22 protein-coding genes are annotated in these 24,970 nt (G+C 37.0%); 6 read left to right on the top strand and 16 right to left on the bottom strand.

Features of this window, described 5'->3' with window-relative positions:
* Positions 1-11 precede the first annotated feature (11 nt).
* Together QKW49_RS09340 and QKW49_RS09345 are read left to right on the top strand one after the other, a co-directional pair.
* Positions 12-350, top strand: coding sequence for a hypothetical protein (locus QKW49_RS09340; protein WP_282867279.1), 339 nt, complete (start codon positions 12-14; stop codon positions 348-350).
* Positions 351-459: 109 nt separating this feature from the next.
* A complete protein-coding gene (locus QKW49_RS09345; RefSeq protein WP_282867280.1) occupies positions 460-2,262 on the top strand; it encodes a lipoprotein in 1,803 nt (600 codons plus the stop codon).
* Between the two features lie 199 nt (positions 2,263-2,461).
* Here the strand turns inward: QKW49_RS09345 and QKW49_RS09350 are convergent, their stop codons facing one another.
* From QKW49_RS09350 to QKW49_RS09400, 11 genes are all read right to left on the bottom strand, one after another.
* Positions 2,462-3,430, bottom strand: a complete 969-nt coding sequence (locus QKW49_RS09350; protein WP_282867281.1) for a CAP domain-containing protein — start codon at positions 3,428-3,430, stop codon at positions 2,462-2,464.
* Positions 3,431-3,478: 48 nt separating this feature from the next.
* Positions 3,479-4,708 carry an efflux RND transporter periplasmic adaptor subunit gene (locus QKW49_RS09355; protein ID WP_282867282.1) on the bottom strand — a complete coding sequence of 410 codons (1,230 nt, stop codon included), beginning with the start codon at positions 4,706-4,708 and terminating at the stop codon, positions 3,479-3,481.
* An 11-nt stretch (positions 4,709-4,719) separates the two neighbouring features.
* Positions 4,720-7,071 (bottom strand): ABC transporter permease, encoded by a 2,352-nt coding sequence (locus QKW49_RS09360; protein WP_282867283.1) that lies wholly within the window; start codon positions 7,069-7,071, stop codon positions 4,720-4,722.
* Positions 7,071-7,781: an ABC transporter ATP-binding protein gene (locus tag QKW49_RS09365; protein ID WP_282867284.1), complete on the bottom strand. Its 711-nt coding sequence runs from the start codon at positions 7,779-7,781 to the stop codon at positions 7,071-7,073. Before QKW49_RS09365 ends, QKW49_RS09360 begins: the two co-directional genes overlap by 1 nt.
* Positions 7,741-8,391 (bottom strand): TetR/AcrR family transcriptional regulator, encoded by a 651-nt coding sequence (locus QKW49_RS09370; protein ID WP_282867285.1) that lies wholly within the window; start codon positions 8,389-8,391, stop codon positions 7,741-7,743. The genes QKW49_RS09365 and QKW49_RS09370 overlap by 41 nt, the downstream gene beginning before the upstream one ends.
* A gap of 118 nt (positions 8,392-8,509) precedes the next feature.
* Entirely contained in the window at positions 8,510-10,048 is a 1,539-nt protein-coding gene (locus QKW49_RS09375; protein WP_282867286.1) for a response regulator, read from the bottom strand.
* Positions 10,041-11,513, bottom strand: coding sequence for a histidine kinase (locus QKW49_RS09380; RefSeq protein ID WP_282867287.1), 1,473 nt, complete (start codon positions 11,511-11,513; stop codon positions 10,041-10,043). Before QKW49_RS09380 ends, QKW49_RS09375 begins: the two co-directional genes overlap by 8 nt.
* Before the next feature lie 27 nt (positions 11,514-11,540).
* Complete coding sequence (locus QKW49_RS09385; RefSeq protein ID WP_282867288.1) at positions 11,541-11,984, bottom strand: hypothetical protein; 444 nt, start codon at positions 11,982-11,984, stop codon at positions 11,541-11,543.
* Complete coding sequence (locus QKW49_RS09390) at positions 11,981-12,961, bottom strand: substrate-binding domain-containing protein (protein ID WP_282867289.1); 981 nt, start codon at positions 12,959-12,961, stop codon at positions 11,981-11,983. The genes QKW49_RS09385 and QKW49_RS09390 overlap by 4 nt, the downstream gene beginning before the upstream one ends.
* Before the next feature lie 226 nt (positions 12,962-13,187).
* Positions 13,188-14,039, bottom strand: coding sequence for a ketose-bisphosphate aldolase (locus QKW49_RS09395; RefSeq protein ID WP_282867290.1), 852 nt, complete (start codon positions 14,037-14,039; stop codon positions 13,188-13,190).
* Positions 14,040-14,564: 525 nt separating this feature from the next.
* On the bottom strand, positions 14,565-15,464 hold the full coding sequence (locus QKW49_RS09400) for a DeoR/GlpR family DNA-binding transcription regulator (protein WP_349239099.1): 900 nt from the start codon (positions 15,462-15,464) through the stop codon (positions 14,565-14,567).
* Between the two features lie 293 nt (positions 15,465-15,757).
* Here QKW49_RS09400 and QKW49_RS09405 point away from each other — a divergent pair, with 293 nt between their 5' ends.
* From QKW49_RS09405 to QKW49_RS09415, 3 genes are all read left to right on the top strand, one after another.
* Positions 15,758-16,771 carry a type II glyceraldehyde-3-phosphate dehydrogenase gene (locus QKW49_RS09405; RefSeq protein WP_282867292.1) on the top strand — a complete coding sequence of 338 codons (1,014 nt, stop codon included), beginning with the start codon at positions 15,758-15,760 and terminating at the stop codon, positions 16,769-16,771.
* 12 nt (positions 16,772-16,783) lie between these two features.
* Positions 16,784-18,040, top strand: a complete 1,257-nt coding sequence (locus QKW49_RS09410; RefSeq protein ID WP_282867293.1) for a phosphoglycerate kinase — start codon at positions 16,784-16,786, stop codon at positions 18,038-18,040.
* A gap of 159 nt (positions 18,041-18,199) precedes the next feature.
* Positions 18,200-18,787 (top strand): nickel-dependent lactate racemase, encoded by a 588-nt coding sequence (locus QKW49_RS09415; RefSeq protein ID WP_282867294.1) that lies wholly within the window; start codon positions 18,200-18,202, stop codon positions 18,785-18,787.
* Positions 18,788-18,860: 73 nt separating this feature from the next.
* Here the strand turns inward: QKW49_RS09415 and QKW49_RS09420 are convergent, their stop codons facing one another.
* From QKW49_RS09420 to QKW49_RS09440, 5 genes are read right to left on the bottom strand one after another with little or no spacing between them, the layout of a single operon-like run.
* Complete coding sequence (locus QKW49_RS09420) at positions 18,861-19,706, bottom strand: ketose-bisphosphate aldolase (protein ID WP_282867295.1); 846 nt, start codon at positions 19,704-19,706, stop codon at positions 18,861-18,863.
* A 20-nt stretch (positions 19,707-19,726) separates the two neighbouring features.
* Positions 19,727-20,638, bottom strand: a complete 912-nt coding sequence (locus QKW49_RS09425) for a PfkB family carbohydrate kinase (protein WP_282867296.1) — start codon at positions 20,636-20,638, stop codon at positions 19,727-19,729.
* A 20-nt stretch (positions 20,639-20,658) separates the two neighbouring features.
* Entirely contained in the window at positions 20,659-21,672 is a 1,014-nt protein-coding gene (locus QKW49_RS09430) for a zinc-dependent alcohol dehydrogenase family protein (RefSeq protein WP_282867297.1), read from the bottom strand.
* A gap of 32 nt (positions 21,673-21,704) precedes the next feature.
* On the bottom strand, positions 21,705-22,982 hold the full coding sequence (locus tag QKW49_RS09435) for a TRAP transporter large permease (protein WP_282867298.1): 1,278 nt from the start codon (positions 22,980-22,982) through the stop codon (positions 21,705-21,707).
* Positions 22,976-23,452, bottom strand: coding sequence for a TRAP transporter small permease (locus tag QKW49_RS09440; RefSeq protein ID WP_282867299.1), 477 nt, complete (start codon positions 23,450-23,452; stop codon positions 22,976-22,978). Before QKW49_RS09440 ends, QKW49_RS09435 begins: the two co-directional genes overlap by 7 nt.
* Before the next feature lie 156 nt (positions 23,453-23,608).
* On the opposite strand from QKW49_RS09440, the gene QKW49_RS09445 reads away from it, so the two are divergent.
* Positions 23,609-24,964, top strand: a complete 1,356-nt coding sequence (locus QKW49_RS09445; RefSeq protein WP_282863409.1) for an IS4 family transposase — start codon at positions 23,609-23,611, stop codon at positions 24,962-24,964.
* Positions 24,965-24,970 lie beyond the last annotated feature (6 nt).

A 24,970-nucleotide genomic window follows, 5' to 3' on the forward strand; every position in this document is an offset into this window, starting at 1 on the left:
TGAATTTAAAAATGAAAAAAGTACTTGCACTTTTATTAGTTGCTATGCTAGGACTAACTATGTTGGTTGGCTGTACTGATGAAAAAAAGCCAGGAGATAATCCAGCAGCAGAGCAGCAAGAAGAGAACTTAGATAAAGAAGTACAAGATGCAGAACAAAACAAAGCTCAAGATGCAGAACAAGACAAAGCTCAAAATGCAGAACAAGACAAAGCTCAAAATGCAGAACAAGACAAAGCTCAAAATGCAGAACAAGACAAAGCTCAAAATGCAGAACAAGACAAAGCTCAAAATGCAGAACAAGACAAAGCTCAAGAGCAAAACGAAATTCAAGAGCAAGATAAAGAATAGTAGCAAATTAACATATTAAACACCTTAGAGACCTCCTTAATAGAGGTCTCTTTTATTTATATCTTAAAAAATGTATAATTAAAAAAAGGCGAGTGAAAGGAATGGTAGAATGAATAGAATAGTTTTTTTTCTTTTCTTTATATTGGTCCTGGCAGGTTGTACTCAACAAGAAATAAAGGAAGGTCAAGTTTATGTGGTAAAGGATGATAATTCCCATGAAGAACAGGCAGGAGATATGTTAAATATTGAGGGAAGAATCCCTTTTCAAAAGTATGTTAACCAAAGCCTTGTAGATCAATATAATTCAAATCGTATCTTATTGACTATTTCTCCAGATGGAAACGAAATGTATATAATGGAGAAATTTGAAGCAAGCAGCCTTTCACATGTGATTATGGGAGATCCAGATGAAAAGGTTAGAATTATCAAGGAAGATATAGCTACTAAAGATCAGAAGATTGTTATAGAAAACATTCCATTTGTCTCTAAGGTACTTTGGAATACAGAGGGAAATATGGTGGCCTTTGGCGGGGGAGGAAAATTGACAGTTTACGATGTGGAAAATAACAATGTTCTTATGAATGAGAAACTAGCACAAGATACTATTACTAATTTTTTTTGGTCACCAGTCAATGAAGATAAGCTCTACTCAGAGCAGCCAAATTTAGCTAATGGCAGCATCTACTATCTGGCTTCTCAAAAAAAGGTAGAAGCTTATGAGACTAGAGAAGAAACCTACTACAAGGGAAAATTGGACAGCAACTATTACTATGGAACAAAGTGGGACTTAACCGGTGGTGATATTAATACGGTTATTCTGGATAAACAGGGAAAAATAATTAAAGTCTTAACCCAGGGAAGGTTTAGAGACGCATATCAAAAATCTCTGTTAGTCGTTGGAGAAACGGGCTTTGGCTTATACTACATCAGAGATATTAATAGCTTAGACGAAATGATAGCTTTAACAGAAGAGTATGTCTATGATGTTAAATTTGTTACCAATGGGGAAATTGCCTATACTACAAAGGCCGATGATATAGATACTAATCTGTTCTATTTACATATAGTGGATAATAGCGGAGATTACTTAAAAAAGTTTAAAGTCTATGGAGGCAGCGTTGCTGTTTTACCTGATGGAAACTCTGGCTACATTAGCGGCCCAGAATGGCAGCAGGTTGACTTTGTTCAAAATAAGTTGGTTCAACAAAATACTCAAACAAAAGATTATGAAGCAGACGATCTGCATAAGATATACGCAACAATTAGAGGAGCGATGACTACACTTTATGATTTCGAGCTGAAAGGAGAACAAAACTGGAATAGTTTAAAAAAGTATTTTAAAAATACTCAATTACCTGAACAGTGGGCCTATCTGGATATGGAAATAATGTTTAAAGAAAAAGCCAACAGGTCATTAGCAGAAGCTTTTTCGACATACATGATTAAGATTGAAATGAAAAGCTATGACATCAACTCTATGAGTGATGGTGCATCTATCACCATTGGAGTGGACACAAAAAACTACTACGGCGGAAGCAATACCATGGATTATGCTTTAGAATTAATCAAAAGTGAAGGTAATTGGTATGTTATAGGCTTCAGTACTTTTCCTTACTCAACACTACGGAAAGAAATAGAGGAAATAATTCAGGAAACTGTGGATAATATTCAACTGGGTAAGCTCTTTTCCGGGAAGCTTGAAAGCAAGGAAATCAACATCGGACAGATTCAATTCTGGCGAAGTGGTAAGCCCCACCTAGCACCTAATATAGAAAGTGCCGACTCAATAAGAGTTTTGTTGCAAGTAACCAATCAAGGAAAAGAAGAGATATATAAGCTAGTATTAGAAAAGGTAAATCAAAGCTATTTCGAGCCTGTTAAGCTCACTAAAGAAAATTTGAGTTCACTATAACTTTAAAACAAGATGTACCTATGATAGAATTTTGAAAAAACCAAGGAATTTTTATACCGGTGTGTGAACATATATAATAAAAAATTAGGGAAATTTAGAGAAGAAGCTTGAATTATTCACTTACATAGGCTGTATAGTAATAGACGCAAACAAGCATTGCGGCAAGCGAGATTCTCCCTTGCCGCCAATATTTGAATAATCATTTTGGTTTGCTAATAAACATCTGTGTAAACATATTTCCATAAGAACCGCCGCTTTTTATTCCCAATCCTATATGCGTAAAGTCAGGACTTAGTATGTTCTTTCTATGCCCGGGAGAATTCATCAATGCTTCGTGTGCTTTTTGAACCGTCTGGTTTCCCGCAATGTTCTCTCCTGCGCGAACATATTCTATTCCAAAATCCTTCATCATATCGAAAGGACTGCCATATGTCGGAGAATTATGGCTAAAGTAGTTATTGTCTATCATGTCCTGCGACTTGATCCTTGCCACATTGGTTAGCTCCATATCTATTGTCAAAGGCGCCACACCGTTTTGAGACCGTGCCTCATTTACTAATCTTAACATTTCCTGTTCTTGACTGGTAAGCGTTGTTGAATTATTTTTTGTATTATCCGGTATTTGCGGCGTAGTACCTTGCGTTGTTCCTGGAGTTGTCCCCGTGGTTGTTCCCGGTGTTGTTTTAGGTGTTGTTTTAGGTGTTGTCCCAGTTGTCCCTGGTGTTGTTCCCGGTGTTGTTCCGTTTGTTCTTCCTGGGGTAGTTCCTACCGTCGTTCCCGGTGTGGTTCCAGGCGTGGCGGGCGTTGCACCTGTTTTATTATCTTCCACTACTACCGGTGTGCACTGGTTCTGAGGAATAAATCCAATTTGCTTATTGGGAAGCTTTACCGCATACCAATCTTCAACTTTGTTTACTACATCTAAAGTGCTATTCTTATCGGAAGTCTGAATCACAGGCGTATCGTTTGAACAGCCTGTTCTTACCTCTGCTCTCTCGGCCGTCACTTTTACTCTTTTAATGTCTCCTTCTTTAGCGACTGAAGATTCTACACCCTTTACAGCTTTTTGTGCACATGATACTGTAAAAAGCAATAGTACGATTAGCGTTAAAATATAGAGTCTTCTTTTCGTAAAAATCCCTCCTAATTTTTTTGAATTGAACATCATTTGTCCTATTCATATTATTAGGAAATATTCGATTTTTATTAGGTAATATTATTTAATCTTGACTCCTTCTGCTAATTTTTCATCAGGCGATAAAATGATTTTTTCACCTTCCTTTAATCCTTCCAGCACTTCTGCTTTTTCATCACCTTCTATTCCTTTTTTTATCGCTCTAAGCTTTGCCGTACCATTCTCATTTACAAAAACATGATCTTGACCTTGGTAATCAAAAATCGCTTTTTCATCAATAACGATTGTATTCTCTTTATAATCAGTAATAATTTTTACATTCACATCATATCCTGATTTTAATTCCCGAATATCATTGTCAAAGTCAATTTCCAATTTTACTCTTTTTTGTTCAATGCCAAGTTCAGACATTTTACTGAAGGCTTTAGGATAGATCTTTCTAACCGTACCTTTCATGTTTTTTATACCTAAATCTTCATTTTCGATTAAAACAGCGGCACCTTGTTTCACGTCACTTATTTCGTCCACCAGAATATCACTTTCTAAAAAAACACCTTTTTCACTACCAAGCTCCATAAGCAGCGTACCCGGCTGTACCGTACTTCCTATTTCCGTTTCTTTGTCCATTACTATTCCATCAACAGGGGCTTTTACTACCATATCATTTTGTTTCTTGGTCAACAGGTCTATCCGTGCTTGTACCTCGGCAATCTGTGCTTCGTACTGCTTTTTCACATAACCCGATATCCCTTTTTTAGCTAATGCTATATTACTCTTTGCCACTTCTATGTTGGCTTCTGCTTCAGTTAGCTTGGCGAGACTCTTTTGATAAACATCAAAACTAATAGCACCTTCTTCATATAATGTTCGATGATTGCTGACCTCTCTGTTTGCTTCTTCATAAGAAGATTGGGCAGACCGCATCTGCGCTTCCAGTTTTCGGATTTCTTCCTGGTCTACAGGTCTTTTCATTTCTTCATATTGTGCCGCTATGGATTGCTTCTGTGCTTCCAAAGCCTTCTTTTGCAGCACCACCTCTGTGTCATCCATTTTCACCAGAAGGTCTCCTGCCTTCACAGCACCTCCTATATCGGCATATATCTCTACAATGCTGCCACTCTCCCTAGCATAGACCGAAACCTCATTTTCAAGCTGCACTACAGCGGTTTCCTCTACATACTTATAGATATCTCCTTTTTCCACCGTGTCCATATCCACTTCAACTGCCTGGCTGCCGGATATCCTAATGAATACACCGGCCGCGGCAATCAATACAACAATGATGATAGCTATCCAAATCATTTTTTTCATCGTTCATCCTCCTAAGAAATCCGACTTTTTAATGCATCAATGAAATTCAGGTTATATATTTTCTTTAACGTTGCCAATTGCGCACCGGCAACAAAAACCACAGTGGCAACCGCTGCTGTAATAAAAATCCTTGGTGTTAATAGAACAGGGAAGGTAATCACTTCCGAGCTGAAAGACTGTGCAACCCCACGGATCATTGCTATACTCATCGGAACACCTATAAGCATTGCTATGATTGTCATCAATGTATTCTCTTTACTAATCATCCGGTAAATATCTTTTTTATCAAATCCCATCACCCGCAGTGAGGCAAATTCCATGCTCCGCTCGGATATGCTGATAATGGTTGAATTATAGATAATAGCAAATCCTAAAATGCCGCCGAATAACATATAGAAGTTTATGGCTACTGCAATGGTATCCAGATACTCCATAAATGAGTTCTTGATATCTGAAACAGAGCGAACCGAAGAAATATTTTTAACATCTTCCAATTTCTCTTTTACTTGATCATCGCTATCAATGACTACACCGGTAATCATTCCTTTTTCCATCAATAATCTTTCCATCACATCAATATCCATATAAGCATTCATCCCCAAATACTGCTCAACCACATTGCTTACTTCCACAACAGCATCCTCCTTACCGGGCAGGAAGTTTTTAATGGTAACGTCATCGCCTTCTTTTACATGCAGTGCTTTTGCCAATGCTTGAGTGATGGTTATTCCCGTTTTTTGCAATTTTACTTCCCTCTGATCACTATCCCTGAATTCATAAAAGGAGGTATCCCAGGGTATGCCTATAATATTCACGTTTTTTTTGCGCCAGCCATTGCTGAATTCGAAGGGGTATTCCAATTTTGGTTCCATTTTATCCACGTCAATCAGGTGTATTAAATCATTCATTACACGTTTGCTCATAGGACGGGTGAATTCCACCGTATAATCCATTTTTTGATATTCGCCGTATTGCAGTTCGAACATAGCGGTCATCGCATGCCCCTGGTAAAGAGGAATGGTATTAATACCGTAGGTTAACGCCAGACCTAATACCAGAAATATAAACCGTCGTTTGTTTCTCATGATATTCCTAATCACCATTTTCCAACTAAAACCAATGCTATTCCAGAAAAACCCGATTCTCTCCAGCAATATCCGTTTTCCTGATTTGGGTGCTTCGGGTCTCATAGAGTCGGCAGGCATAATCCGGAGTACGTTTCTCGCACCGAATAATCCCGATGCAATACAGAAAACACCGGTTAGTATAATAGCTTTGATCATAAAGTCATAGTATACTTCTATACTGACTAAAGGAATATTAAAATAGGCGACAAATACCTTAATCATAGGTCCGGCTAAAAATGTCCCCGCTGTAATGCCAATCATAGAACCCATCAGTCCTATTGCCAAAGCGTATTTCGTATAATGGGACAGAATGTTTAAATTCCCATAACCTAATGCCTTTAACACACCAATCGCTACCCTGTCATTGTTTACAATCCTTGAAAGCATGATGGATATGATAACCGCCGCAACCATCAGGAATAGAACCGGAACCGTTGATGCCATTTTGTCAATGCCTTTTACTTTTTCTGTTAACATCTTATTACTCAATTGATCTTCCAGTTTTGTAATCCTTTTAACACCGTATTTGTCAAGTTTCTTTTCAACTTGATCAAGCACATCATCTATTCTCGCTTCATCTTCCACCGTGATGAGCAGTTCATTATAACTATCTCTATACCCGTAAACAGACTGTGCAAAGGCCTCACTTACATAGGCCACTCCGAATTTTTCAGCCGCCGGCAAAAGCGCTTGATCGTTCTCCATGAGATAAACGAATTCCGAACTGGCTGCAATACCCGCCACCTCCAATTTATAGGCTCTACCATTGATATATGGGGATATTTCATCACCGGCTTTTATATTTCTAGCCTTTGCAAATTGCTCCAGCAACATCGCATGATCGTTGCCTATCTTGATACGCTGCCCATCTAAAAGGTACAATTTATTAATCTTCTCATCTTTCTCAGGAATGGATATCAATCGGATGGTAACCTTTTCATCCTTGTTGTCTACCCTCAGCGGTACATCAAAGCTGATTCGTCCTTGAACCTCCTTTACTTCTTCAATTGTTTTCAATTCGTTTATAGCACCTTTTGGAATTTTTAATAGCTGCACATGGATGTCGTTGATATTTGTAACATCATAATAAGTATCTACCGCACTTTTTATATTGAGGGTAGTCATGTTGAATAATACATAGATGCATAATGCAACCGCTATGATGACGGTAACCGATAGGAATTGCCCTTTAGAGTTCTTGATCATTCGCAGCAGACGAACATCTAATTTTTTCATTACCACTCGATCCTTTCCGGAGGAATCGGATGATCATTCTCTTTCATTTCTATGATCTTGCCGCTTCTCATCTTAATAACCCGGTCCGCCATCTCTCCGATGGCCATATTATGGGTGATAATTACCACGGTCTTATGAAAATCTCTATTAATTTTTTTAAGTAAATCTAAAATCATTACACCCGTTTTAAAATCCAGTGCACCGGTTGGTTCATCACAGAGCAGCATCAGAGGATTTTTTGCAACCGCTCTGGCGATGGCTACACGCTGCTGCTCTCCTCCGCTCATCTGAGAAGGAAAATGGTTCATTCTCTCACCTAATCCTACTTCTTTCATGATTTCATCAACTTTCAAAGCATTTTTGCACATTTCCGTAGCCAGCTCCACATTCTCCCGCGCCGTCAGATTCGCCATCAGGTTATAAAACTGAAAAACAAACCCTACCTGATCCCGCCTGTAAGCGGTTAGCTTACGGTCATTATAGTTTGTTATTTCTTCTCCTTGTACCGAAACCCGGCCTTCCGACGGTAAATCCATGCCTCCCAGAATATTAAGCAAAGTACTTTTCCCGGAACCGCTGGGACCCAGAATAACGACAAACTCTCCTTCATACAGCTCAAAACTTGCGTTTTCAAGAGCTCTCACCATTACTTCACCCATTTGATAGTTTTTACTTATCTTTTCTACTTTCATTAGAACATTTTTCTGCATCTTGAGCACACTCCATCTCCGAGGAATATTCAGGACTTTGTATCCCGCCTAACAAACCGTATTTTATAAAATCAAAAAAGTTTTTGTATAGCTCTTCTCGTGCTTTTTCGTCGCTTATATATTCCGGTTTCATAAAGAGAATAGGCAAATCCAGTAAAATGTTGGCTGCGAACTCAACATCCAACATCCGAATTTCCCCTTTTTGTATCCCATGCTCCAAAATATGCCGCCAAATCGCCAGTACCTTTTCCCGCTTAAAAGGTACTAATGCTTCCATCACATACGCTCGCTCCATCACATCCTTGGTAAGTGTGGGCGGCAGTTGCTTGGATACTTCCGACATATACTGGTACAAGCACTCTATTTTTTCCAGGGTATGTTCCTTCTGCCCGATGATATCCATGATTTTATCAATATGATATATGGTGTTATTCTTCAAAGCTTGTATAAACAGGTCATCTTTAGAAGGAAAGTGCTTGTACATTGTCATTTTGCTGATTCCGGCTTCCTTGGCAATCTGGTCCATGGATACTGCTTTGTAGCCGTATGTCCAAAACAATTCCTCCGCTTTGTTCATTAATCTCTGAAGCTTTTTCTGACTTTGGTTCACGTTTATCTTCATCCTCATAAAAAAAGTATAATAAAATTGTACTTTTAAACTTAAATAGTACAGTTTTATTATACTCCTTTTTTTTAATAGTTTCAACAAATAAACTATACTCCCGACTCTATTTCAGAAAATTATTTTTATATTTTTTAGGACTGATACCAACTGTTTTTTTAAACACCCGGCTAAAATAATTCGGATCTTGATATCCAACTTCATTAGAGATTTCTTTCAAACTCTTCGTTGTTTCTCTCATCATATTGATGGCCTTTTTAATCCGGATATCTGTCAGAAAATCACTAAAAGCGGTACTCTCATAAATTTTGAATAGCTTACTGAAATAATGTGGATTCAAAGAATATTTTTCAGCTAAGTCTTGAACAGTGATTTCCTTATTATAATTCTCATATAAAAATTCTTTTGCTTTCTCGATAATATAGTTTGTCCTCTCTTTAGATTGTTTCTCAACATCAACAATAAGCTGACCTGAGAATCCAATGCAGAAATTTCGAATCTCATCAACAGTGGATAGATTGATAATATTACTTAGCTTGTCGATATATTCTCTCTGCATACTCTTGCTAATAGTTTCTCTTGTTACATATGTAAAGAGCTCCACATACAGAGTTTTTTGTACCGCAATTTCTAATTGAAATACATTAATCTTTGAAATCAATTCAGAAATAATTTCTTCAATGTGGAGAATATTTGACTCCCTTACCAGCTTGGTAATCATCTTTTTATACTGCTCAATATCCATTGGCATCTCTACATGACCTGCATTATTTAATTGGTGCATCGCCTGTTCAAAGGATTTATGAATATTACTGATTTCAGTATAGCAAGCACCTATCGCCCTATTTACTGCAAAAAAATTAAATCTGGTTTCTATATTATCAAGTGCCATCGCTAAGTTATTCTGTAGTCTAATTTTACACATATTCTTGTGTTTATCTGCTAAAATGAATAATACCAGTTTATTACTCATTGCTGTTCGGACATATCCGATATTATACTCTGTCATTCGTGTATGTACATAAGTACTTAGCTTTTCCAAATAATTTTCAATAAAGTCTGTTCTAATATTTCTGCTTGAAGTGGGAATATCTATTTTTAATATGACACAAAAACCGAACAGAAAATCAATATCCAATAATTTAAGATATTTGATAATCTTTGTCTGATTAAACAAAGAATACGCTAAATCAGAAGCAAGCGTCTTAGAAATAATACTTTTATAATGATGTATATTCTCGTGGTCTTGAATATCTATAGGTTTTATTTTTCTTGAGTGTTCACTAAAAAAAGCTTCAAGAGCTGTTTTCATTTTATCTCTGGTTAATGGTTTTAGCAGATAATCATTGACCCCTGATTTAATAGCTTCTTTTGCATATTCGAAATAATCATAGGCTGTTAATATGATGATATATACGCATTTATTCAGCGTTCTTATACTATTGATGGCTTCCATTCCATTTAGTCCCGGCATTTTAATATCCATAAATACAAGGTCAGGCTGGACTTCATTGAATAATTTTACGGCATCATTGCCATTTGCAGCTTCATATATTTGGAAACTCTCATTACAGTACCTGTCTAATAAGACTTTTATGATATTTCTTTCTCTCATTTCATCATCAGCAATTAATAATTTATACATTACTTTCACCCCACGGATAAATGATTGGTAATAGAATTTTAACGCTAGTTCCCACTCCAACTTCAGAGCTTATTGTTAATAAGTCTATTTTTTGTGATTCCATTGCAGCTCTATAAAAATTTTCAAGACGGCTTTTTACATTGTTTATCCCAATCCCAGTGGTATGTCCCACATGACTGATATTGTCATCTGAGAACACTTCTATTAATCTTTCATGACTGATACCTACACCATTATCGTTCACCCGGCAAAGAATATAATTTCCCATATTGCATAAATAAACATTAATATTGCCTCCTTCAAGTTTGCTTTCCAGACCGTGTATGACCGCATTTTCAATAATGGGCTGAAAAATCATACTGGGCACTTCAATATTGGGCAGATCATTTTCTATTATCACATCAATTCTGATTCGGTCACCATAGCGTTTATGCTGCAAAGAAATATAATTCTTCATCATTTCAATCTCATTGTTAATAAATACCTTTTTTTTGAAACTGGTTAAGCTATACCGAAGGATATAAGAGATTTCCTCCACTATACCCAATGTCTCATCTGCTTGTTCAAGCAGCGCTGATTCTATGACCATACTCAAAGCATTAAACAAAAAATGCGGATTAACTTGGGATTGCAGCGCACGCAGCTCAGCATCTTTTAAAAGTGCTTCAATACGCGCTCTATCTTCCGAAGTCTTTATATATTCAAAAATATCATTTTTCATTTTATTGAATATAGCAATTAAGTAACCAATTTCATCATTACGAGCAACCTCTATATCGGGACTGGAGAAATTTCCTTGGGATAATTCTTTTGCACTATTAACCAGCTTTGAAATAGGCTGGTATAAATCTTTTGAAAAAGAGAAAGCGTAATAAATATTAATAATAAAGATCATAAATAATAGGACAATCATGATATTAATCAAATTATTATTGAGATTGTGTACTATTTCATATACCTGACTATGAGATTCAAGTTCATAATCTATCAATAAGTTCACCATTCTATCCAAATAGTTATTTACATTAAGCACCTCAGTATACATGTCCGATTTCACACTGCTGTTCATGGAGTTTATCAGTATATCCAGGCTTTTAAAATAACCTTTAGAAATTTTATCTACGTTGGTGTACAGTATTTTACCTTTATCAGAATATATGTATCTAGGCAAAATTTTCAAATCTGTATTGATTTCATCAGTTAGCTGTATCAGCAGGTCTTTTGAAGAATAATTTTCCAGCATATAATAATCTTCAGCAAGGTACTTTACATCACTTATTTTTTTCTTGATTCCATTTAAAATAGTTATCTCTTTTAAAATATTATCATAATCTTTGACGATTATTTTAGACAAAAATACTGTTGTTAAACAAACAGAAGCCGTTTCGATAATAATGATTAATATAAAGAAGATCAATTTCTTATGAATAGATGAATTTGAGAATAATCTTCTGAAGATTTTCAAATAAACTAACTCCTTCTAGTCTTAAAATTATTTTACATCTATGCATTCATCTAATAGCGTAGTCGCATTTGCACATATATTAAGCTTCATCCTATGATCTATCATACTAAATTTTATAAATAAAGCAATCTCCGGTGTGTCTAAACAGCTTGAAAAATTGCAATGCAATACTTGTGCCACCAGTCGTAATATTGAATTTTTTTTGATAAATATATCATTGATACATTCATCCTCATCTATGAAATATTTAAACGCAGTTTCATAACGAAGCTTAAATAGGTCCAAAATATAAACAATACAGCGGATCTCGCTGTTAAATGATACCGGCTTATCTTGGCCAGCCGAAACATATCGTTGTATAAATAACATTTTTTCTATACAAGTTAAAGCCTTTTCTTGATCATTTAATAATACATAATCATAGATAAGATTTAGCCCCATAAAAAGAATGTATGAATATTCATTGTTCATTTAGCAAATTCCTCATCATTAATATAGTTTTTAATATTTTTACTATTAATTAAAATTAGTCCGGGATCCAATCTTTCAGGAACCCATTTCTCTTGTATCTTACTGCGTAGATACTTAATTGTAAGATATCCGATATATTCACCTTTATTTAAAAATAATCCGTTTATTTTTTTATTAGCAACCAGATTAAATACATCATAGGAATCTGAATATACAAAAATAGGTATATCCTTACGAGATTCCTCAACCGTTTTAATAACCTGATAAACTGAATCGGGACTTAAATTTAATACCAAGTCAGGACTATCATCTAATATCATTTTTACTTGAGTTTGTCCGGTATAAAAATTCCTATCTATTTTATTAACAGAAAGGCTTAGATCACCATAACTATTAAGAATCTCTTCTATTGCGTTTATGGTCATTACATTATATTCAAAATCATCTTCAGTAATAATGATCGCTACCTTCCCCTTAGCCTTAGTGATGTTCAGAAGTTCATAAGCGATTGTTTTTGCGGAAACTTCGGTAGATCCAATATAACTAAAACGTCTGCTCTGCGGTATATCATACCCTACTGTAATTACGGGTATTTTTTTCTCGGCAGCAACATTGATAAGTTCAATATATTTGTCTATGTTCTTACTTTGGATAGGATAAACAATAATTCCATCGACTTTTGCTCGAATAGCAATTTCCATTAATTCAATCTGCTCTTGCCCGGTTTCTACTTCATAAACCTCGGTGAACGAATTATATTCCGTACTTGCTTTATTCAAACCTACTTTAAGCAAATCATCATTAAAAGAATTTTTAGTTGGGAGTATTGCAATGAAATGATATTGAAACGATTCAAGGAGTTCATATGGCGCTTCATTTTTAAAAAATGGATTGTTAAATTTAATAGCAATGGTTAGTATTAGAGATACAATGACTACAATAAGTAATAAAATAGTAAATATTTTTGTCCGTTTCATACTAACACCTCAAGATTTAATGAGTAGCGGAAACTATGCTAATAGTACCAAGCAAAGCTCAACACAATATTGATAAGCAAGTCTAATAAGTGGCATTACTATTTATAAAAAATAACGTTTGACGCCACTTATTAGACAATCGGTCTTTTTCATAATCAGATAATATTACTGAATAGAAATACTGCACAATCTTAGATGGGTATATTGATATCATTCGAGTCACAATTTATCGCGCTTTTCCCGAAGTTCCGAAAAGTCTGATTTTTTCTTTGGCAGTTTGTTTCACTTTATCAATTCCATAGTTTAATACCTTATATATATCCATACATCCTTCTTCACATTTTTCTGAAATTCCCTGTATGAAAGAGATCCTCAGTTCGGTGGCAACATTTATTTTACAAATACCTAAAGATATTGCCTTTCTTATCATTTCATCCGGAATTCCGGATCCCCCATGAAGTACTAACGGTATACCTGTGATTTCATTTACTTTTTTTAAGAGTTCGAAATCCAGCTTCGGCTCTCCCTTATACATACCATGCGCATTACCTATAGCAACTGCTAAAGCGTCAAATTTTACTGCAGATGTAAGACTGATTACATCATTACTATCAACTAAATTGGAAGACGCTTCTTCAACCGTCAAATCATCTTCGGTTCCCGAAATCTTCCCAAGTTCCGCCTCTACTGATGCTCCCACAGCATATGCAGCTTCTACAACATTTTTGGTAATTGCAATATTTTGTACAAGTTCAAAATGTGATCCATCAAACATAACAGAAGAAAATCCAGCTTTTAAACATTGCACAATTTGTGGAAAGCTTCGACTATGGTCAAGATGTAAAGCCACCGGAATGCTTGTTTTTTCCGCAAGAGTATGTACTATGCCAGCAAGAACATCAATACCGCTTTCAGCAATAGCACCTTGACCCACCGCTACGATGAATGGGGCTTTTTCTTCTTCTGCCGCTAAGAAAATCGCTTTTGCCATTTCCAAATTATCAATATTAAAGGCGGGAACAGCATAGCTTCTTCGATCTGCATCTTCCATTAAAAGACTTAAGGGTACAATCGGCATTATTTTCCCTTCCATTTCTTGTAAATTTTAAAATATCTAAATCTCTTTCTTCTCCATAAACTCATTTCAATGACACTTAGTTTGGACCTTTAGTAAGAATAGGAATAACATCTATACATCTAAGCTCAGAATTAGTATAAGGAAGCTTTAAGATCATATTGGAAAACTGCCACATGATATTATCCTCCTAGAAATTGAATTGAATATTAGTATTAAAAACATAGCTGAGTTTTAAAATAAAACACAAATGTTTTATTTGTGTTTCATAACTTTTTAAAAACATCGTTTTTTTATATGATAATTATAAAATATCATCATATTCGAAAGTTGTCAAGAATATTTTCGAAACTATATTACATATTTTCTATAAAATTTGTAATATAAACTGAACATTTGGAAAGTCTAAAGAAACAACTTTATATACTATCTATTTATTTCGTGTTAAATCAAACTATAATTTGCATAAAAAAAGATGGAAACAATGTCTCCATCCGCCATAATCTTTTAAAGCTTACAAATACTTTGTCAATCTGCGTAAATAGTATCAATATTAAAGCTTTCAAGCGTTTTCATAATCTCTCTATTTCTCATTCTTCCATCGGTAATTATACAGTCAAGCTGCTCGAATTTGGCCACCAAATGTACACTTGTAGTTTCAAACTTAGTTGAATCCATAACAGCTATCACCTTTTTTGCGCATTTAATCATTTGCCGCTTAATATTAGCCTCAAATGGTGAAGATGTCGTAATTCCTATGGAATTTCTCGTACCACTGCAACCTAAAAACAACTTCTTCGCTTCAATATTCTCCAGATATATCTCGGCATCGGGCCCTACAAGACACATATGATCACTAAGTAAAATTCCCCCTACCAAAGAAGTACTTATGTTATTGTTAGTGGATAACATCGAGGCAATAGGGACTGAATTAGTTATAACTGTAAGATTGGAGAAACCCGATAATTGTTTTGCAATAGCCATGATGGTTGTTCCTGAATCAAAAATGATGGAATCTCCATCTTCAATTAGCTCTAAGGCAGCTTTTGCAATAGCAAGCTTTTCCTTCGAATGCATCTCATTCCTATACGCAAAAGGCAATACATGAGAAGGATTTTCCAGGTGCGCCCCACCGCGCGAACGAGTGAGAAGCCCTTTTTTTTCAAGAGCGGCTAAGTCTTTTCTTATTGTTACTGAAGATACAGAGAATTCTTCCATCAATTCTGCTATAGACACATCCTGATGGTTTGTCAATATATCCATTATAGCTCTCCGGCGATGTATTGTACTCATCTCTTTCTCCTCTTCCTTTAAAATATTAATAGATAATTTTTCTATGGCTTTTGTTGTTTTATTATAGCGTATCTTTTTTAAAAAGTAAATACCATACAGAGAGAAAAGTAAAGCAAAATAAATTTTTAAAAACATTTTCGAAACATTTTAGAAACATATTAAAAATGCTATTTTCAGCAATTCAAGCAATATTCCACTTAATATTATATCATTTTAATCATCGATCCTGTGTAAATTTTAACTTGACATGTGTAGTAAATGATGATATTTTATGAATATAGATCATTTGATTATAATTAATTACACTTATTGTTTTTATTCAGTCTATTTTTGTAATATTTATTAACTAAATAGAAACATATTGAAAATATGTTTCGTAGAATCACACTTTACAAATATTTATTTTTAAATGAATGGGGGAATTTAAAGTGGTTAAAGTAGGTGTAGTAGGCTATGGTGTTATCGGTCAAAGACTTGCTGATGGTGTAGCAAGACAAGGTGATATGGAATTGGTAGGCGTTGCAGATGTGTCACCAACCCTCTCGATTCGAGCATTAGTAGAAAAAGGGATGCCATATCATTTCTATAGTGCACTCCCTGAAAATGACCAGCTGTTAAAAAGCGCCGGTGTGCCTATTTCCGGTTCTCTTACAGATATGGTGGAACAATGCGATATTGTTCTTGATGCCACCAGTGCCGGTATCGGTCAAAAAAACAAAGAACTCTATAAAAAAATGGGTAAACGGGCAATATTCCAAGGTGGTGAGAAAAACAACGTAGCGGATGTTTTCTTTCATGGATACGCGAATTATGAAAAAGGTATAGGGCAACAATTCCTAAAACTCACTTCATGCAATACCACAGGTGTTATTAGAGCAGTCGATTGTATCGACCGTGCCGTAGGTGTTGAGAAAGTAGCGATCACCATTATCCGGCGTGTTGCGGACCCCGGCGATTACCACAGAGGACTTACCAATGCTTTACAGGTGGATAAGGCACCTTCACATCAAGCGGAAGATTTGATGACAATTATGCCTCACATTGATGCAACAGGTATACTAGTACATACACCGGTCACTCATGGACATATCATTACCGTCGTGGCATCTCCAAAGAAAAAAATCATCAAAAAGGATTTACTTGAACTCTTCGAAGAACATGCACGCATCAGGGTTGTTCGTCTTGCCGACGGATTTTTAGGCAATGCTTCTTTATTCAGATATGCCCGTGATTTGGGCAACCCACGCGGTGATATGTACGAAATAGCTGCATGGGAAGAAGCGATCGTAAACTCGGGAAATGATATTATGTTCGCCATCAACATCCCTCAAGAATCTGTTGTTATTCCGGAAAGCATTGACGGTATAAGGGCATCACTTTCCATGCAAACCGAACGTATAACAGGTGTGTCTGAAACCAACAAATACCTTAACATGAAATAGAGGTGTTTTATTATGAAATTTGGGATCTGTACCCTGGATGATTTTGAATTGAAAGGCAAAACCGTACTATGCAGAATAGATATCAATCAACCCATTGATAAAGTTAACAACAAGTTAAAAGACACCACACGTATCAAAGCCTGTATTCCAACCATAAAAGAACTATCGGATAAAGGCGCAAAGGTTGTGCTCCTCGCCCATCAGGGCAGTGATATAGAATACAAAAATTATTATACAACACAACCGCATTCAGAAGTTTTAACTGAGCTTTTAGGTAAAAAAGTTAAATTCATAGATGATGTTTGCGGCCCTTCTGCAAGGCTTGAAATATCCAAGCTAAACGATGGGGAAATACTGCTTCTTGATAACGTCCGCCATATGGCTGAAGAAATGACGCTTTTCGAGACAAAGCTTAATCTTTCACTAGAAGAACAATCAAAGACGTTAGTGGTACAAAAGCTTTATCCGCTCGCCGACCTTTTTGTTTGCGACGCTTTTGCAGCAGCTCACCGAAGTCAACCTACCCTCTGCGGTTTCGGACAATATCTGCCTTCTGCAATAGGAAGATTATTTGAAGAAGAATTCTGTGTTATCTCTAGTATCATGGAAGCACCAAAACGTCCCTGTATATTTATCTTAGGTGGCGCAAAGATCGCTGATGCTTTTTTAATGATGAATACCGTGTTGGATAACGGCATTGCAGATAAGGTACTTACCGGCGGATTGGTTGCAAATATTATGCTGGCTGCGAAGAATATTGATATAGGTACCTCATCAATGGCGTTCATTACAAAAAATAATCTTAGCGAATTCATAGATATAGCAAAGAATATTCTTAAAAACCATAGTGAAAAGATCGCTCTCCCTGATGATCTTGCATATATTGATAATAAGAGAATTGAAGTCGGTATCGACAATCTTCCCGATGACTCACTATTGGTGGATATCGGCAGTCAAACGGCGGAAGCTTACAAACGCACCATCAGTGAAGCGGCTACTGTATTTATCAATGGGCCTATGGGCGTATTCGAAAAAGACGAAAGCGAGTACGGCACTAAGGAAATATGGCATGCAATCGCAAATTCCGACGCCTATTCGGTACTTGGCGGCGGGGACAGCATTACCGCGACCAATAAGTACGCACTTGAAGACAGCATGTCATATATCTGTACCGGCGGCGGCGCTCTTATTCGCTTTCTGACCGGAGAAGAACTTCCGGCGGTAAAAGCTCTTCGTGACGCTGCTAAAAAATTTCCACCGACTATATAGTATCAAATGGACTTTAAAGAAAAAATACTACTGACTGGTTGTTGTGATAAAACATTTAATGAAAATAGGATTTAATAACCAAAAATATAATAGCAAAACATTACGGCAAGCAAAGTACTGATAATCTGCTTGCCGTAATTTACATAAGGGAGGCATACCGTGAACTTTGCTTTGCATTATGACAAACAGGAACTCAGCTTTGATATTCCTGAAGAAAATTTATTAAAAATAATAAAACCAAATGAAATAAAAAAAGACCTTTCGGAAATCGCAGTAATAAAAGCCGCACTGATGAACCCTATCGGGTCCGAACGCCTCTCGAACATCATCAAACCGGGTGAGAAAATAGCAATTATAACAAGCGATATTACCAGACCCATGCCCAGCAAAAAAGTTCTCCCTCTTTTATTAGAAGAACTCTATTCAGCAGGCTGTAAGGCTCAGGATATTACCATTGTATTTGCCCTTGGCAGTCACCGAAAGCATACCCCTGAGGAAATGCGATATTTAGTAGGCGATGAAGTTTTTGAGTCAGTAGCTTGTATTGACAGCGACGCCGAGAACTGCAAACATCTTGGTGTGACCTCACGCGGTACTCCCGTTGATATATTTACCCCAGTAACCCAAGCAGACCGGCGGATCTGTCTCGCAAACATCGAGTATCACTATTTTGCCGGCTATAGCGGCGGTTTGAAAGCATCAAACGCCCTGGAATTATATATAAGCATAACATTTGCTTCTATATAACTCCAGAGCGTTTAATCTTTAAAAGATATGTTTTATAGATAAATTTACTATGCAAACAACCCTCTCTATGTCTCTATGCTCTTCCTTGAGCACCACACATATATATTTTTTCTCGTACGATCTCTTTAATCCTGTTACGGCCATTATCCAGGATACTGTAAATATCTTTATTCTGATGTATCGCTTCATGCATACCTTCTATAAAACCAACTCTCATTTCAGTTCCTATATTTACTTTGTTTATACCTAGTTCAATTGCTTTTTTTACCGATTCTGCAGGGATTCCGGAACCTCCGTGAAGCACCAAAGGAATATCGGTGATTCTATTTATTTCTTCTAAAAGCTTAAAATCCAATTTAGGTTCCACTTTATAAATGCCATGTGCACTTCCGATGGCCACAGCCAAAACATCTGTCGGTGCTTCCGAGACAAATCTCTTCAAATCTTCTATATCCACCAGATCCGCTTGTTCTTCACCAACTTCTATATTATCTTCAACCCCACCGATTTTTCCCAGTTCAGCTTCTACAGAAACACCAACTGTTCGGCATATTTCCGATACCTTGTTTGTTACTGCTATATTCTCACTTAAGCATAAATAAGATCCATCAATCATGACTGAAGTGAAACCTACCCGGATACTTTGAATGATTTGGGCGAAACTTCTGCTATGGTCAAGGTGCAGCGCAATAGGCAGCTTTGACTTTTCTGCAAACTGCTTTACAACCGCCGCTAATGGCTCCAACTTTCCATCCTGTATGGCACCCTGCCCTACACCAAAGATGAAAGGTGTCTTTTCTTCCTCTGCTGCTTCTAAAATCGCTTGTACAAACTCAATATTATCAATATTAAATTCCGGCACGGCATATTTGTTTTTTATAGCATCTTTTAATAAAGGCTCAAGCGTTACCAAAGGCATTATGCGATCCTCCTAAAATTTTATTTTTTATCGGTTTTATCAATTAACTCTTTGACTTCCTGTTCCGAAGGCATTCTTTCTCTTCCTCCCAATCCTTCACATGTCAACGATGCATAAGCACTGGCGAATTTTAATGTATCTTCCAACATCCATCCGGATAAATAGCCATACATAAAGGCTCCATGAAAATTATCACCGGCACCGGTTGTATCTATTTCATTTGCCGGGTATGCATGCACGGAGTAATATTTTTTACCATCAAATGCGATACTGCCTTCAGCACCTAAAGTAATACAGACAATCTCCGGACCCATTTCCCTAAAGATCTTGCAGGCCTCTTTCATGTCTTTTTCACCTAGTGCATTAAAGGTGGTTTTGTTGTCCGGAATAAAAATATCTACATAGGGTAATATTTCCATCATGTTTTCTTTGGATATATTCCCACCGTCAAGGGAAACCACCGCCTCAGTTTGTTGATGGCAATATTTTGCTACTTCGTATGCCAGACTAGGATTGTTGCCGTCTAAATGCACACTTCTACACTGATGGAAAATCTCCTTGTTGATTTGATCTATGCTAAGCTCATTGTGACATCCTCCATAGTAGGTGATGGTACGTTTTGCCGAGTCTTTTTCGACATGCATCACTGACAGGGATGAAGGTTTGTTAGGGATGATTTTTATTTCAGAGGTATCTATTCCTCTTTCATTAAACTCTTTGATAATCAGATTCCCAAAAAGGTCATCTCCAACTGCGCTTACCAGCATGGCGTTTTTTCTCAAAGAGTTAAACGCAACACAGGCTGTAGCGGCAGGTCCTCCTCCGCTGGTTACCGATTTGTATGAGCCTATTCTTTGGTCACTCTTTGGTACTCTGTCTACCAGAAATAAGATGTCATAAGCTGCCGCACCACAAAAAATGCAATCAATCATGTCTCTGTCTCCTCTCCCACTTATTCATTGGGACTAATGCCAATTTTAAAACCTTGACCTTTTCTGGCCATTTCAAATGCCTTTTCAAAGTCTTTAAGAGGAAAACGATGAGAAACAACTCCCTCCAAATCAAGCTTGGGTAGAATCTCCAGCACCTGATGATGGGTAAATGGATTCCTGATAGACCCCATAATGGTTAACTCTTTCTCAAACATGTAATTGGGTTCAACACTGATATATTGACCTGGAGAAACTACACCAAAGAATAAGATCCTAGCCCCTTTACATACCAGTTCCATAGATAACTGTGCCGTTTCTTTTCTTCCGGCGGCATCAATGACCACATCCGCTCCCAAGTTATTGGTTTCTTTTTTTACGATGTCCACCAAAGAATCCTCTAAAGGATTTACAGCAATATCCGCACCTCTTTTTAATATAAACTCACGTCTTTCCAACGATGGCTCCGATACAATGATTTTTGCCGCTCCTCTTTGCTTTGCCAGTTGTGTCATGATCACACCGGCGGCTCCTCCACCTTGAATGACAACCGTATCCCCGATACGGATATTCACTTGATTGATCCCATTTAAACAGCATCCGATGGTTTCGGCCAAGGCTGCTTTCTCTGCTGAAACCGCCTCCGGTACTTGATATACCGTATCATGCCGTGCAACGACGTACTGGCCGAAGCCTCCGTTCATATTTATACCCCATGCTTTTCTTGCCACACATAGGTTTGGTCTTCCAATGCGGCAGTATTTACATAAACCGCAATAGATATGGGGTTCTACCGATACCAAGTCCCCCACCTTACAATTGGTTACTTCCTCCCCTATCTTTTCTACATATCCTGAAAACTCGTGTCCCAGCGCAACCGGCGGCTTAACCTCAAATTTTCCGTCCAATATATGCAGATCGGTCCCGCATATGGTTGCCGTATCTATCTTTATCAACACTTCATCGGCACCTACGGGCTTGATATCTATTTCTCTTATTTCCATTTCCGGTTTTCCATCATAAACCACTGCTAACATACTAATTATTCTCCTCTCTCATCTACACATTTTTACTTGAATATCATATTTGGTATGAACAATGAAAATTGAGGTACCAACGCAACAATTAATAAAACAATCAACATGATTCCTACGTAAGAAGGAAGGAACCTCAACAGCTCTTTTAGTTTAGTGCGTGCGATCCCCATTGTGATAAATAGGATTCCTCCGACCGGAGGCGTAACTCCTGCATAAACCAAAGTCACAACCATTACTAAAGAAAAGTGTATCGGATCAAAACCAAATTTTGCTGCAAGGGGCATCAGAATAGGAGCCACTATAATGGTTGCAGATAAAGTTTCTATAAACATCCCTACAAAAATTAGAAATACAATCACCAGCATCATTACAAGCGTTGGACTTTGAGTAATTGAAGTCACAAATCCTACGACTATCTGTGGGAATTTTTCAAATGCAATAATCCATCCCATGGTTGAAGCTGCCGCGATAATAAGCATTGCCATTGATGTGGAGGCTGCTGCTTTCAAAAGAATTTCCGGCAGCTGTTTCCATGTATATTCTTTATAAACAAAGAATCCGACAATAAATGCGTATAAAACCGCTATCGCTCCCGCTTCAGTTGCAGTAAATACCCCTAGAATAATACCTCCGATAATAATGAGTGGCATAACCAATGCTAAACTCGCTTCCTTAGTCGCCTTTAAAACTTCTTTCCATGATGCTCGCCGGTCTCCCATAAGGTTAAATTTAGCACCATAATAATAAGTGACTAACATTAGTCCTATTCCGATGATAAGCCCCGGAATGATCCCTGCTAAGAACAAGCTTCCGATAGAGACTCCGGTAAGTGTGGCATAAATAATCATGGTCAAGCTTGGTGGGATAATGGGTCCTAAAGAACCCGCCGATGCTTGCAGCATGGCTGCCATCCCCGCCGGATAGCCTTTTTTCTTCATTGCCGGAATGAGTATGCTCCCAACTGCTGCCGTATCGGCCGCAGCAGATCCGGAAACACCTGCGAAAATAATACTTGTTAAAATACTTACCATTCCCAGACCGCCTTTGATATGACCCACCAAGGAATGAGAGAAATCAACCAGTCGTCTTGATATTCCTCCTGTTTCCATGAGTTCTCCTGAAAGCATAAAGAACGGAATAGCCATTAAACTGAAGGAATCTACTCCAACAAACAGTTTTTGAGAAATCAATGTCAATGAAACATCCGACATCAATCCTACACCTAATAATGCTGCGGTACCCATCGCAAAAGCTATTGGTACACCGAGAAATAAAAATATTAAGAAAGTTATGAAAGCTACCGTTAACAAATTCCTCCCACCCTTTCTTTATAGTTTTTAATAAAATAATTGACTTGCGAAAAAAGCATTCCTAGAGCACCTACGGGAATAGCTAAATAGATGATTCCCATAGGGATTCTTAACATCGAAGTTAACTGTCTCATATTAGCGATGGACATCTTAAGCCCAAGTACAACGATACATAACAAGAATATACAACTTACTAGATTAACAAAAGGAAATAAGTACTTCCAAATTTTATCAGGTACCGAATCAATGACTACATCAAAAGTTATATTCATTCCTTTCTTAACCGTCACAATTCCACCGATATAAATAATCCATATGAATAAAATTCGAGCGGTTTCTTCTGCCCAAACAAGGGAATGTCCCAAAACATATCTAAAAAAGACCTGTAGTAGTACTATGATTACAAGCGAGGCAAAAAAAGTTACAATAATATAATTTACGATCTCCTCTATTTTCTTTACGATTTTCAACCGTCACACCCTCCTTACATATTTAATGTATTTTCTCTATCTGTAGATCATACGCGTTAAGCTAAGCCATGTTATGGTAAACCAATAATTACATTTGCAAAAAAGAAAAAAACATGAGAACCTCAAAGTAATAGAGAAATGAAAGGTGAGGTTCCCATGTTTCAAGTTCCCATATCACTAATTATAAGCTTTATTTGCTTTTTAGGAAAGACAAAAATACTGGAAATTTCTAAGGACACAGGGTTTACGGTGCGCCGCTCTAAGCTGCTGCCAGATACTATAGTAAAAGTATTTACATTCGGCTTATGGGACACCCCTAATCCATCCTTACGTCAAACTGCTTCTAAATGCGAAAATATTCAACGCGGACTTAGTATAACACGCGAAGGACTTTTTCAACGTTTGGCTACAAGTGCTTTATTGCTAAAACAAGTATTCCAGTCAGCAGTTGAGTATTCTGCCAAGAGAGCAATAACTGTCCAGAATCTCGATGTGCTCCAAGCTTTTACTGATGTAAAAATATGTGATAGCTCTAAAGTTACTCTTCCGGACAAATTAGCAGATGTCTGGAAAGGTCTTGGTGGCAATAATGCAAAAGCTGCTCTAAAAATCCAGACTATATATAGCCTTAAGTCCAGAACTATCACAAATATGGAGTTGACAAAGGCGCCTGGTCCAGATGCCGGCTATAAAGATGAACTTCTAAAACACATTCATCATGGTGAGCTGTTAATTACTGACTTAGGATATTACAGTAAAGATTTGTTTAGGAAAATAATATCCAAAGGTGCATATTTTCTTAGCCGAATTAAATCAAATACTGTTTTTCAAATACAAAATTCTGACACTAAATCTTTTAAAGCCTTAGACCTTTTAAGTGTTTTAAAAAACAGCTCCAGTGTTGATATAGATGTATACTTTGGCACCAAGTATTCTAAATTACTACAATGTCGGCTGATTGGTGTACGTTTACCTGATGAAGTCGCTAATGAACGTAGGCGCAAAGCAAATAAAAAAGCAAAGTCACAAGGCAAAACACTGAGTGACTATGACTTAGAGTTATTAGGATGGAACCTTCTAATTACTAACGCCCCAGCACATATGCTTACTCCAAAGGCAGCCTGTGAATTGTACAGAGCTAGATGGCAGATAGAGCTTTTATTTAAGGCTTGCAAAAGCTATCTAAACCTTGGCAAAGTAGGCAACTGTGGTAAAGAGCAATTAGAGTGTCTTCTATATGGAAGGTTAATTGCCATTATACTAATTTTCACAGTCTACTCAGCACTGTATGCCCTCATGTACCAACAAAAAAACAGATGCATTAGTATGATGTCGTTTATCAAACTAATTGCGACAAAGGTGGAAAAAATATTTTCAAGCCTTTATGCAACCACTGAAGCAATATCGGAACTGCGACTGATTCTTAAAAGAGCGGCCGAACAAAGCTTACATGATAAACGTAATCGCAAAACCACGGTTGAGCGATTGCAGGAACACTATTTGCTCAATTAAATTGGT

The organism is Petroclostridium sp. X23 (assembly GCF_030013905.1).
Taxonomy (GTDB): Bacteria; Bacillota; Clostridia; order SK-Y3; family SK-Y3; genus X23.